Origin of the sequence: Streptomyces sp. NPDC058274 (assembly GCF_042881375.1) — a bacterium.
In the GTDB taxonomy this organism is placed as follows: Bacteria; Actinomycetota; Actinomycetes; order Streptomycetales; family Streptomycetaceae; genus Streptomyces.
This window is the reverse complement of record NZ_JBHVXW010000018.1, coordinates 186,946-199,148: the sequence shown is the minus strand read 5'-3', so window position 1 is coordinate 199,148 and position 12,203 is coordinate 186,946. Positions and strand designations below refer to the sequence as shown.

Genomic DNA, 12,203 nt, shown 5'->3' with positions numbered 1-12,203 from the left:
GCCCCAGACATTCAGGTCTGGGGCCGCCCGGCGTTCGTGTGCCTCTTGCGTGAACATGTGGTGACCGGCGCTCGGACGGAGCGGGAGTGGGGCAGGGGCACGGCGTGGCCGGGAGGCCCGCTGATCGCGCAGGGGACCGCGCGCCTCCAACTCGGCGGGCTTCCCGGGCACGCACGCCCGGCCGGCCGCCGGGCCTGTTTCGACCGCGGCACCCCGTCCCCCGTGCATGCGGCGCGAGGTGCGCCGGGTGCCGCGTCCGGGCGGCCCGTACCACCGCCGCTGATCCGCCGACTCCGTCGAGGCGCGGGACGTACGGCTGGCCGGATCGGGGGCCGGCTGCCGTACGTCCCGCCGCTCCGGGCGCGCCGGCAAGATGAGCGCGCCCGGGTACAGGGACCGACTGCCCGGCCGCATGGACGGCATGCTCGGCCGAACGGCTGACGTCTGCCGTGGGCATGCAAGGGCTGCCGGCGGCCGAGCCTGATCGCCGTTTTCTTCAGGGTGTTGAGACGGCAGACTGCTCGGATGAACTCAGACCTGTATCCCGACTTGGCCGCTGCGGGCGGCCTTGCCCCCGCGCTGGAACTGCTGGCGGCCGACCTTGGTGTGGATCTGACGGTGGCGTCCCAGGACGGAGGTTCGCTCGTCGCGGCGGGCATCGCCTCATCGGTCCCGGAACGCGGGCCGCTGTCTGTCCACGTCGGGGCCGAAAGTCGCCTGTTCGGCGTCCGGGGCTGGAGCCAGGGCATCGAGCTCATCACCGGAGCCACCCCCGAACTGGCAGACGTCGTCAGGGCCGGTGTGGCGTGGGGGGCAGGTGTGCGTGTGCGAGAGCTGACGGCGGAGCTGCCGTTTTTGCACCTCAGCAGGCGCGCCGAGGCCCACGAACGGGGACCGGCCGCAGTGGTGGACCTGCAGTGGCATGCGATGCGGGAAGAGGCGGCGGGAGCGCCGGATTTCCCCGAGTTCGGGGAGCTCGTAGAAGCGGCGCACGCCGTACGGCAGTTGCGGCAGCTCTATGTGTTCTCCAGCCACTGGATACTCGGTTTCAGCTCCTGCACCGGATTCCGGTTCAAGGTCGAGGTCGCCATCGCCCCGTCGCACGGCGGTGGACCGTACCGCGTGCAGAAGCATCCTCACTCCGAGATCATCGGCGAGGCCGCCACGGCTCAGGAGGCCGTCGCCCTGGCGGTGGCCCACCTCCCCGTCGACCTAGGCCCGGCCGTGGCGGGAACCGCCGACTCGGTCCACTGAGACCTGCGAGTTGCAGCAGCACCTTCACCGACAGTGACCGTCCGGGAAGAGGTGGCGGGTGGTTCGACTGTGAGTGGCCGTCGCTCTCGCGCCGAGGAATGGCGGGCCGAGGGGGGGCTTTCCTGGATGGCACCAACTAGGTACCATCGTGGTATGCCATCACTGAACGTGTCCTTCACGGACGAGGAGCTCGAGGGGGTCCGGGCGGCCGCCGCGGCCGACGGGAAGAGTCTGAAGCAGTATCTGCACGACCTCGGGGTCCGGGAGATGCAGCGCAAGCAGTTCGTCGCCGGTGCCAGTGCGTGGGCCGACCGGCTGCGTGGCGAATTCGATGACGCGTTCCCGGACGAGGTGCCGCCCTCGGAGCGGCGCGACGGGGTCGCGGCCGCCTGATGCACCTCTCGGTTGATGTCGCTTGGCTGCTCGACGTCCAGGAGGCCGCCCTCCTCAGCGACGACATGTCGGTCTCGGACTACTCGGCACTCGTGGCGGCCGTCGCCCGGCACAAGACCAAGCTGCCGACCCTGGCCGCGGCCGACCCGGACGCCGCCTGGCGGGCGGCCGCGCTGATGCACACCATCGTGCGCCTGGAGCCGCTCCCGCACCGCAACAGTCTGTTCGCCGCGTTCGTCGCCGCCCAGTACATGGACCAGGCCGGCGAGGGCATCGACCCGCCCTACGGGGGCTTGTCCGACCTCGTCCGCAAGATCCACGAGACCGGGCTCGGCGTCCTCGTCGTCGCCGATCAGTTGCGCTCCTGGAAGGTCTGATCCGGCGGGAGACCATGCCCTGGGACGGGAGACTCCATTCGGTCAAGGCGCGGCCAGTACCCTTGCGGCGTGACGATGCACAAGGCCGTCGGCTTGAATGTCGACTTGATGATCGAGGACCTCAGGACACTCGTCGAAGTCGAGTCTCCGTCGCGCGATCCGGACGCGTTGAGGGCATCGGCCAAAGCCGTCGCCTCCGTCATCGAGAGCCGCCTGGGCGGGCAGGCCACACTCGTGGAGAGCGAAGCCGGGCCGCACGTTCACTGGTCGGGCGGCGGCGATCCCCGCGTGCTGATCCTCGGTCACCATGACACCGTGTTCCCGCTGGGCACCCTGGAGCGTCGACCGTTCAAGGTCGCGGACGGGCGCGCGACCGGCCCCGGCGTCTTCGACATGCTCGGCGGTGTGGTGCAGGCCGTCCACGGCCTGGCGACGCTCGACGACCGTTCGGGCGTCGAGATCCTGGTGACCGCCGACGAAGAGGTCGGCTCCCTCTCCTCGCGCGCGCTCCTCGAAGAGCGAGCCCTTGCCTGCGGCGCCGTCCTGGTGCTCGAAGGCGCCGCTGACGGCGGAGGCCTGAAGACCGGCCGCAAGGGCTGCGGCACGTTCCAGGTCTCCGTCGCGGGCAGGGCGTCACACGCAGGCCTCGAGCCCGCGGCCGGGGTCAACGCCCTGATCGAAGCGGCACACCAGGTACTGGCCATCGCAGCCCTGAGCCGACCGGACATCGGCACGACGGTCACCCCGACTGTCGCGTCCGCGGGCACCCTGGACAACGTCGTCCCCGCGGAGGCGACCGTCGTCGTCGACGTCAGGGTCGAGTCGACCGAAGAGAAGCAACGCATCGAATCCGCGTTCGCGGCACTGGCTCCGCATCTCGACGGGGCCGAGATCTCGGTTCGGGGTGCGGTCAGCCGGCCCCCGATGCCCGAGTCGGCGTCGGCCGGACTCTTCACGGTGGCCAAGGGTCTGCTCCCCGGCCTCGAAGGCAAGGCCGTCGGCGGCGGGAGTGACGGCAACTTCACGGCCGCCCTGGGTGTGCCGACGCTCGACGGACTGGGAGCGGTAGGCGGCGGCGCCCATGCCGACCACGAGTACGTGGTGATCGACGCCATGACCGAGCGGGCCAACCTCCTGGCCGGCCTGGTGAACGCGCTTCGCAACGCCTAGGGAGCGGCCGTCCCTTCGCTGCCGTCGCAGACTCCCTTGCTCACCAGCGGGAACAGCCGCAGCCGCTCCCCTTTCACTTCAGGTGCCGGCCGAAGAACCGGTTCCCGTCCGCCAACCGCCAACCGCCAACCGCCAACCGCCGACGGCCGGCGGGCGAGTCCTTCACACGCGGGCTCGCGTAGGGACTGTCAGAAGTCGTCGGCCGGCCGGCGCGGTCCCGGAATGCTTCGGCGGACGACCTGACGCGGATCCGCCCTGCGGAGCCGGGGCTGGTCGTCCTGCTGGGAGTTGGGCCCCCGCGCGCGTCGCCAATCCGGCGTCGAGGAGCACGCGTCGCACCACTCGTCACACGCCCCGTCCGCCAACTCCCCGCAGTTCTTCCCCGTGTGATGGATCGTCAACGCCAAGAAGGCGCTGCAGTGCCGCCCCAGGGTGTATTCAAGTCCGATGAGGAATTTCATCCCTCTGTAGTGCTCGCCAGAGCTCGAGGCACACGCACCCAAACGGGTGCAGGACGGGGATGGAACGCATGACCGCATCGCATCCCCGGGCCGCCTTCGAGGCTTCCGGCCGGTCTACTCCTCGACAGCCATCTCGCCCAGCAGCGACCAGTCGTCCTGGGGGATCTTCATGTTCACGATGCGAGGTGTCGCGGCCAGGTGGCGCGGGAGGGTCTGCTGCGCGGTCTTGAAGTGGGCCGACTGGACATGGGCCGCGCCGGCGTCGTCGTCGCGGAAGGCTTCGACGAGGACGTACTCCGTCGGGTCCTCGATGCTCCGCGACCAGTCGAAGGACAGACAGCCGGGCTCGGCGCGGGTGGCCGCGGTGAAGTCGGCGGCGATGTCCGGCCACTGGTCCGCGTACTCGGGGCGGACGAGGAACTTGGCGGCAATAAAGATCATGAGAACTCCTTGGGTACGTGTCGAGTCATTCTGCAACGCGGCCTCGGCGGGCGTCGCCCGGCGCCGTGACCTGGACGACGGCATTGTGCCGAGGACAACACATCCGAACGGTGACGGCGACTCAACGGCCAGAGGCCAGTGGCCAGAGGCCAGAGGCCAAAGGGCACAGGGCACAGGGCAAAGGCCAAAGGGCAAAGGCCAAAGGCAAAAGGAGAAGGCCAAAGGGCGGCCCGTACGTCGTCGAGTCGCGCGGGTCATGGATTCCGGACGCGGAACGAACCGTGCCCAGGCGGAGGCCGCGATCACCCGATGTCGACCACCCGTGCCCACGCGGGCGGCGAGTCGGGGACGTAGTCGGGGTCGTCCTCGTCCCACGACCTGTTCCCGTACTGCCGCGGAAAGAGACCCACCACCGTCCGGCACGGCGGCTGCGTGGCCGGCCATGGCGTCTGGCCGTCGGTGAGGACCACGACGACGTCGGGGCGGGGCCGGCCGCGGAGGGCCCTGGTGAAGCCCGCGCGCAGATCCGTACCCCCTCCGCCCATCAGCTGAATTCCCTCGGCACGGCACAGCGGGTGGGCGACCCGGGCCGCCGCATCGCACGACACCACGGTGACCAGGTCGCGACGGCCGCCCACGGCACGGGAGATCGCGGCAACCTCCAGGATCGCGCTGCCGAGTTCGGTGTCACTGACCGAGGCGGACGTGTCGATGACGACGGAGACCCGGGGTGGCCTGCGCCGCAGGCTGGGCAGCACCGCGCCGGGTACCCCGGCAGAACGGCGCGACGGCCGGCCGTAGGTGTAGTCGTCGCCCGCGCCGGGACCGGAGGCCGCCGAGCGGACCGCCGCGCCCAGCAGCGCCCGCCACGGCTGCGGCGGGTGGAACGCCTCCGCCGCCCACCGCTTCCACCCCTTCGGCATGTGCCCGGGGCGGGCGGTGATGCCTTGCGCCACCCGGAACCGGACCGCGTCCTGCTCCTGCTCGCTGAGGCCGTGCGCGCCGTCCGGCCCCAGCTCCCACTCCCGTGTCAGTCCGTCCGCGCCGCTGCCACAGTCCAGCCAGGCCATGCCCTGGGTACGCGGCTCGAGCCCGAACCGGCGCAGGTAGTCCTCCATGAGCTGCCCCGCCGGCAGCCCCAACGCCTGCGGTTCGACGGCGCCTTCGGGGCGGAGCAACCCGTCTCCGAAGGCGTCGTCATTGATCTCGAAGTCCGCGGCGATGTTCATCCGCAGCCGCTCCCCGGGCCCGGTCAGTCCGCGCTCCCGCGCGACCCGGTCGCTGCGCCCGTGGTGGTCGCGCAGCAGGTGCGACACCTCGTGCACCCACACGCCGGCCAGGTCCTCCACCGGCATCCGGTCCACGAACGCCGGTGAGACGTAGCACCGCCAGTACCGGTCGACCGACATCGTCGGCACCAGCCGTGACTCGACGGTGTGCAGGGCGAACAGGGCCGTCGCCAAGTAGGGGCGGGCCCGGGCGGCGTGCAGGCGGGCGGCGAACAGCTTGTCGAGGTCCAGGGTCCCCGGCGCTTCGGCGGTCATCGGCCGGTCTTGGCGGCGACGGAGGTACGGGCGGCGGCCTGGTCCGCTCGCCGGGACAGCGACACCGCTCCGGCGAGTTTGTCGATCGACGCCGGGACGTCCCATTCCTCCTGGCGAAGCGTGGCGAGGGTGTTCGCGGGGACGACCACCAGATCGGGGGCACCGGTCTCCACCGCCCGGACCAGGACCGCCCATGCCGCGTCCCAGCGGGACTTCTCCGGGTTCTTGCGGATCGCCTCCACCACGCCGTCGAGCACGGCCTGGCGCAGATCCCCTCGCTGGGGCAGTTCGGCCGCCGCGGGGTCGGCGAGCAGCACCTCGGGGTCCGGGAGGTCCATACGATCCAGGCTCGCCAGCAGCTCGAACCCGGGCCCGTCTCCCACTGTGCCCCTGACCAGCTGGGACAGTACGTCGCTGGAGGACCCGGCCGCGGTCGCGAAGGCGATCAGGCACAGCGTCATCTCCCAGCTTCGGGGTGACGGCCAGGGGCCGCCCCGGCGGGTCTCCGTGGTGGGCAGCTGGTGTACGAGTCCGGGGCGGGCGGCCAGGAGCCCGCACACCGCGCGGCGGGCGAAGTCCACGGCCTCGGACAGCTTCCCCGGGTCGAGCACCGGCAGTGTGGCCCGCGGCCAGGTGCCGCCGAGTCCGCGTACGACGACGTCGTGGTCGTGGGTCCACTGGAGATGAACGAACCGGTTGGCCAGCGGTGGGCTCAGCTCCCAGCCGTCGGCAGCCGAGGACCGAGGGTTGGCGGCGGCCACGATCCGTACGCCGGGCGGGAGTTGGAGGGCACCGATCCGGCGTTCGAGGACGACGCGGAGCAGGGCGGCCTGAACGGCCGGTGCCGCGGTGGACAGTTCGTCAAGGAACAGCAGTCCCCGGCCGGCCCGTACCAGGCGCACGGCCCAGTCCGGCGGGGCCATCGGGACGCCCTGTTCGGCGGGATCATCCCCGACGACGGGCAGACCCGAGAAGTCGGACGGTTCGTGCACACTCGCGATCACTGTGGTCAGCGGGAGGTCCAGAGCCGCGGCGAGCTGTGTCAGGGCCGCGGTCTTGCCGATTCCCGGCTCACCCCACAGGAGGACGGGCAGGTCGGCGGCCACGGCCAGCGTCAGGGCTTCGAGTTGGGTGTCGGGGCGTGGTTCGGTGGTCGCGTCGCGCAACAGGGTCAACAGGTGCCCAGCGACGTCGAGTTGGGATACGTGTGTCGGGTCGGAGAGGGCGGCGGTAGGAGCGAGCGGGGTGTACGTGGGCATGTGTGATCACCTTTGGATTCGTCGTTGGGCATGTGCGTGAGTGCGTGAGTGCGTGCGTGCGTACGTGCCGGCGGGTGCGTGAGGCGCGGGCCCCTCCGCACGCGGGACGTAGGCTTCTTGGGGCCCTGCGCGATTGCGTGGTGCGGAGGTGAACGGTCGCGGGACGCGAGACCCTCGTCGGGTCAGCGGGCGATCGCGTGGCGCGGATGTGAGCGCTGGGTACGGGGACGGCGCCGGTCCAGGTGGGTACGGTCAGGTCCGTTTCCGGTCAGCCCCGACCGGTACAGCCCGTAGGTGATCCGCCGTAGCGCGGCCGCCTCCAGTTCGTCCCGCAGCGCGCCGGTGCGCAGCAGCGCGTCAGGGCCGAGCAGGCCTTCGACGACGGCGAGCGCCCCGGCGGTGTCGCCGTGGTCCAGGCGTTCGCGGACACCCGTGAGGCAGTCCGGACGGCGATGCGCCTCGTCGATGGCCCGCAGGCAGGGGAGCGGAGTACCGGTCAGCGCGGCCAGCAGCTCCTCCCGGCGGATCTCGGCCGGGTCATGGTCCAGCGGGGCCAGCACCCCGTTGACCAGGCCGATCCGGTGCGGGGCTCCGCGGCACATCACCAGGTGTGGTTGTCCCGCCCGCTGTGCCGCACGCTCGGCAGGCCCGGACCGGCCGGCGGCCGTAAGGCCCCTGGCGCCCGTCGACTGATCCGGTACGAGCGCCGAGGCGACCAGCGGATGCAGCCGGTCGGCCTCGATCGAACCGCCGCGGAGCAGTTCCAGGTCGGGCAGCACCCACGTCGCCGCATCCGGCAGGAGGGGCAGCCTGACGGCTCCGCCGTCTCCGGGCGCCGCCGCGATCCGCAGGGCCGGCGGCCCTGCGCCGTCCCGGCCCCGATCAGGGTCCAGGTCCAGGATCAGCCGATGCCGCGCCCCGACGCGCACGGCAACGGTACCTGCGCGCCGCCCTCCGGCGCCGAGGACGATCGCCGCCTCGGCCGCCCAACGGTCAACTGCGCAGAGGTGCCCCCACGGCTCCGACCCCGCCAACTCGGTATCCAGCACAGGGCGTTCGCCGGCGGGCGGCCGGGCCCCGCACCGGATCCGCAGCTCATCGGTCCTGCGCGCGTCCCACAGGTGCCGGTGCAGGTCGAGGCGGAAACGCGGGTGGGGACGGGGGCGCGGGTGACGCGCGGTGCCGGTCCAGGAGTCGGTTCCGTCCCACAGCGCGAGGCTGATCCGCTGACCGGCGTCCGCCCAGGCCGGCGGAGTCCGCACCACGAGATACAGCGGACTCGTGCCGTCGCGCCCGTCGGCCTCGTACCGGGCCAGGGCGATGGTCAGGCCGGGCCGCAACAGCCCGGCGGGGCCGATCCTCGGCATGTGCCAGCGCAGCAAGTCAGGGGCCAACTGGCGGAGATCGGCCCGGAGTCGGGACGCCAGGTGCCGGCCATGGATACGGGCCACGGCACGAAGGCTGAGATCGACATCGACGCCCGCGGCGGCGCACGCCCCCGCCCAGTCCCCGGCACGACGGCGGGCGGTCGCGGTCTCGATCATGGACGGCGGCACGGCGAACTCGCGCACGCGCAGCCAGAAGGAAAGGCGGAAATCCCTGTGCGCGGTCTCAGTGAGCATCAGCACTCACCTTGCGCGGACGGGACCCCCGATCTGTCATCAGAATGAGTCGTCATCGCGGCGAGCATAGCGTTCGGTCACTCGGTCTGCCAGAGGTTTCCGACCGAGGTGCCGATCACCCAACTCCGCGGATCTGACGGGACGTACGGAGTGAGGTGCCCCTTCTCATCGGCGTAGGCCCGCGGCCGTGGATCGCCCCGCAAGTCGGGATCCGTCACGGCGCTACCAATGGGCCCGGCCGCTGACGGCTCCCGCTTCGACGAGGAGGGCGACGGTCTCGGGATGGGGGCCGTTGGTAGCCCACTTCAGGGGCGAGAGGCCCGTGCCGTGATCTTCGCGAAGGTTCGGATCGGCGCCGTACGCGAGGAGCGCGCGCACCGTCTCGGTGTGTCCCCAGCACGCGGCCGCGCACAGAGGGGTGCCCTGGTCGCCGTGTCCGCTCTCCGTGTCGGCAGTGGCCCCGGCCGCGAGGAGCAGACGGGCGATCTCGGCCGCTCCGTGGACGGATGCCGAATACAGCGGGGTGGTGCCCTCGCGGTCCGCTCGCCGGGGGTCGGCCCCGGCCCGCAGCAACGCCTTCGCGCGAGTGGTGTCACCCAGCAGTGCCGCTGTGACGAGGGCCCGGGAGAGTTTCTTGCGCTGTCGCTGGTTCATGGGTGCGGAGGTTAGCCACGGGGTGGGCGGCCGGACCAGCCATTTCCGCCGGGCGTTGGCTCAGAAGAGTCACAGGAGACGTACAGCGATCTCACATGAACGGCTCGCACTCTTGAGTCAGCTGCCTGAGTGAGAGGTGTTCCCACATGAACGATCACGACGTCACAGGCCCGGACGAGCCCACTCCCGCTCGCCCCGATGACACGGCGACGACAGAGCCGACGGCCGCCGGAACCCCAGCCGCCGCGAAGGTACGGCGACTGCTGCCGAGCACGAGAAGGGGACGGGTCGCGGCCGCTGCGATGCTGTGTGCGGTGATCGGACTCACCGCCGCCTGTTCCTCCACGTCGGCAACAGCCACATCGCCCTCGTCATCCGCCACGTCACCCTCGGCGACCAGCAGTGCGCCCGCCGGGGGACCCAAGAGCGGCGGCGGGGGCTCCAACGCCCGGTCCGGACCGGCTGCCGGGGGAGCGGTCGGCACGGTCGACAGCGTCTCCACGTCGGGCTTCACCCTGTCCACGGCAACGGGCCAGAAGGTGACCGTCAAGGAGGCGTCCTCCACGACCTACAAGAACGGCACGAGCTCGACCACGTCGAGCGCGGTCAAGGCGGGCGACAGCGTCCTCGTGCTGGGGACGACGGATTCCACCACGATCACGGCCACGCAGGTCACCGTGCAGCCCAACGGCGACGGCGGATCCGCGACGTCCTCGGCGGCAGGGGTGGTCCCCTTCAAGCAGGGTTCGGCGTCCGAGTCCAAGCAGGTCGGCCAGATCCCGGCGAACTACAGCGAGGGCGACGGGACGGTCGTCAGCGGAACGGAAGCGAACAAGGCGACGGAAGCCGCCCTCGCCGCCTACCCGGGTGGCGTCGTCGACCGGGTGGTCAAGCTCAGCAACGGCGAGTACGAGGTCCACAACATCGGCGTCAACTGGCCCCACCACGTCTTCGTCGACCAGGACTTCAAGGTGGTCGGGGCCTACTAGCTGGTAAGGAGCCGGTACCGCCATACCCGGTCGCGGTCGGCGAAGGGCGTCCGTAGCGACCGGCGTCACCTCTCCGGCGTAACCGAGGCACCGTAAGGCGCCCGGCACGAGTGCCCGCTCCACGGTCGGGCCGACGGGCGCCACCGTCCTCGGAGCGTCCGGCCCCCGGGGCTGACCAGAGCCTCCCGGACTACTGTGCTGATGCATGAGGACCTGGTTGCTGCTCGATGCCGTGCCCCGCCTCATCGGCGCCGTGGTCCTCGGCGCTGCGGCCGCCGTGGTTGTCGCGGTGACGACCGACCTGGATCTGGGGGTGCTGGCCGGGATCGCCGTGACCGAACTGCTCTTCGTCCTGGCGGGCTGGACGGTGCTGTGGCCCATGGACGCCACGGCCACTCACCGCAATGCGCGGCGGGAGGACTTCCGGCCCGTCACCGAGGAAATCGTCGTCGTCGTGGTGGCCCTGTGCGGGCTGTTCGCCATCGTGCTGCTGCTCCTGCGCAACGAGTCCGACAACGACCACGTCGCCGCCGCGACCGCCCTGTGCGGGGTGTTCATGGCCTGGGCCGCGCTGCATCTGATGTACGCCGCCCGCTACGCCTACGTGTACTACGAGGACGAGGGCGGGATCGACTTCAATTCGCACCGACCTCCGGCTTACCGGGACTTCTTCTACTTCAGTTACAACCTCGGCATGACCTATCAGGTGTCCGACACCGACGTCTCGAGTTCCACGGTCCGCGCGGTCGTGCTCCGGCACTGCCTGCTGTCCTACGTCTTCGGCACCAGCATTCTCGCCACGGCCATCAACCTCGTCGTCGGCCTGGTCAGCGGCTGACGGCACTCGACAGCTCCCGCCTGTTTCCGGGGGTGGCGCTCCGGCACCGTCCTGCCTCGAACTCGCGCGGTTGTCCACGGGACGCAGCAGGATGGGGAACGGAACCGGCGGCAGGCCGGCTGCGGCCGTGCCGGATACATCCGCGTCGCATGAGGAGGCCCACTCGTGGTTGAGTCACAGACGGTGATCGCCCCACCGGCCAGGGCCACCATCTTCCTCGTGGTCACCGTCACGCCGGGTCACGAGGACACGGTCCGTGATCTCTTGGAGGACGTCTCGGGGCTGCGCCGTTCCGTCGCCTTCCGCGCACCCGGCGAAGAGCTCAGCTGCGTCGTGGGCATCGGATCTGCTGCGTGGGACCGGCTGTTCAGCGGACCGCGGCCGCGGGAACTGCACCCGTTCGTGGAGCTGGCCGGTGAGCGCCACCGGGCACCGGCCACGCCGGGAGACCTCCTGTTCCATGTGCGGGCCCGCCGCATGGACCTCTGTTTCGAGCTCACCCGGCTGCTCGCCGAACGGCTCAGCGGCGCGGTCACGGTGGTCGACGAAGTCCCGGCGTTCAAGTACTTCGACGAGCGCGACCTGCTCGGATTCGTCGACGGCAGCGAGAACCCCGAAGGGCAGCTCGCGGTCAATGCCGTGTACATCGGCCACGAGGACCCCGGCTTCGAGGGCGGCAGCTACGTGATCGTCCAGAAGTATCTGCACGACATGGCGGCGTGGACCGCCCTGCCGTCGGAGGAACAGGAGAGGGTCATTGGGCGGACGAAGCCGGCCAACGTCGAACTCCCCGACGACGTCAAGCCCGCCGACTCCCATGTCGCCCTCACCACGATCACCGACGAGGACGGCAACGAACGCAAGATCATGCGAGAGAACATGCCGTTCGGCAGCGTCGGCGACGGCGCTTTCGGCACGTACTTCATCGGATACGCGCGCACCCCGGACGTGACCGAGCACATGCTGCGGAACATGTTCCTCGGCGACGGCGACGCCTCGTACGACCGCATTCTCGACTTCTCGACGGCGATGACCGGATGCCTGTTCCACGTACCGACCGTCACGTTCCTCGACGACCTTCCCGAGGCTCCCGGCGGCAGGAACGCGGCGGACGGTTCTGCTTCCGCCTGAGCGGGCCCTCGGATTCCGCTGGGTCCGGCGACGGTGGTCGTTCAACGCGGAACCACGCCGAATCGCGTCG

At 70.9% G+C, this 12,203-nt stretch carries 12 protein-coding genes; 7 read left to right on the top strand and 5 right to left on the bottom strand.

Going from position 1 to position 12,203, the window contains the following annotated elements:
- The first annotated feature begins 525 nt into the window (after positions 1–525).
- From ACFVYF_RS29450 to ACFVYF_RS29435, 4 genes are all read left to right on the top strand, one after another.
- The gene (locus ACFVYF_RS29450) at positions 526–1,254 is read left to right on the top strand and encodes a DUF6193 family natural product biosynthesis protein (RefSeq protein WP_389460186.1); all 729 of its coding nucleotides are present in this window, start codon (positions 526–528) and stop codon (positions 1,252–1,254) included.
- Positions 1,255–1,407: 153 nt separating this feature from the next.
- Positions 1,408–1,647 carry a hypothetical protein gene (locus ACFVYF_RS29445; protein WP_389460184.1) on the top strand — a complete coding sequence of 80 codons (240 nt, stop codon included), beginning with the start codon at positions 1,408–1,410 and terminating at the stop codon, positions 1,645–1,647.
- The gene (locus ACFVYF_RS29440; protein ID WP_389460182.1) at positions 1,647–2,024 is read left to right on the top strand and encodes a toxin Doc; all 378 of its coding nucleotides are present in this window, start codon (positions 1,647–1,649) and stop codon (positions 2,022–2,024) included. The genes ACFVYF_RS29445 and ACFVYF_RS29440 overlap by 1 nt, the downstream gene beginning before the upstream one ends.
- 75 nt (positions 2,025–2,099) lie before the next feature.
- Complete coding sequence (locus ACFVYF_RS29435; protein ID WP_389460198.1) at positions 2,100–3,194, top strand: M20 family metallopeptidase; 1,095 nt, start codon at positions 2,100–2,102, stop codon at positions 3,192–3,194.
- Between the two features lie 575 nt (positions 3,195–3,769).
- Here the strand turns inward: ACFVYF_RS29435 and ACFVYF_RS29430 are convergent.
- The 5 genes from ACFVYF_RS29430 to ACFVYF_RS29410 form a co-directional block, all read right to left on the bottom strand.
- The gene (locus ACFVYF_RS29430; RefSeq protein WP_389460180.1) at positions 3,770–4,096 is read right to left on the bottom strand and encodes a putative quinol monooxygenase; all 327 of its coding nucleotides are present in this window, start codon (positions 4,094–4,096) and stop codon (positions 3,770–3,772) included.
- Between the two features lie 302 nt (positions 4,097–4,398).
- On the bottom strand, positions 4,399–5,640 hold the full coding sequence (locus ACFVYF_RS29425) for a VWA-like domain-containing protein (protein ID WP_389460179.1): 1,242 nt from the start codon (positions 5,638–5,640) through the stop codon (positions 4,399–4,401).
- Positions 5,637–6,899, bottom strand: a complete 1,263-nt coding sequence (locus ACFVYF_RS29420) for an AAA family ATPase (protein ID WP_389460177.1) — start codon at positions 6,897–6,899, stop codon at positions 5,637–5,639. The genes ACFVYF_RS29425 and ACFVYF_RS29420 overlap by 4 nt, the downstream gene beginning before the upstream one ends.
- Before the next feature lie 182 nt (positions 6,900–7,081).
- Entirely contained in the window at positions 7,082–8,521 is a 1,440-nt protein-coding gene (locus ACFVYF_RS29415) for a hypothetical protein (RefSeq protein WP_389460175.1), read from the bottom strand.
- Between the two features lie 222 nt (positions 8,522–8,743).
- A complete protein-coding gene (locus ACFVYF_RS29410) occupies positions 8,744–9,175 on the bottom strand; it encodes an ankyrin repeat domain-containing protein (protein ID WP_389460173.1) in 432 nt (143 codons plus the stop codon).
- A 146-nt stretch (positions 9,176–9,321) separates the two neighbouring features.
- Between ACFVYF_RS29410 and ACFVYF_RS29405 the strand changes: the two genes are divergently transcribed.
- From ACFVYF_RS29405 to ACFVYF_RS29395, 3 genes are all read left to right on the top strand, one after another.
- Positions 9,322–10,164, top strand: coding sequence for a hypothetical protein (locus tag ACFVYF_RS29405; protein WP_389460171.1), 843 nt, complete (start codon positions 9,322–9,324; stop codon positions 10,162–10,164).
- 205 nt (positions 10,165–10,369) lie between these two features.
- The gene (locus ACFVYF_RS29400) at positions 10,370–11,002 is read left to right on the top strand and encodes a DUF1345 domain-containing protein (RefSeq protein WP_389460169.1); all 633 of its coding nucleotides are present in this window, start codon (positions 10,370–10,372) and stop codon (positions 11,000–11,002) included.
- A gap of 165 nt (positions 11,003–11,167) precedes the next feature.
- Entirely contained in the window at positions 11,168–12,133 is a 966-nt protein-coding gene (locus ACFVYF_RS29395) for a Dyp-type peroxidase (RefSeq protein ID WP_389460167.1), read from the top strand.
- The last annotated feature ends 70 nt before the right edge of the window (positions 12,134–12,203 follow it).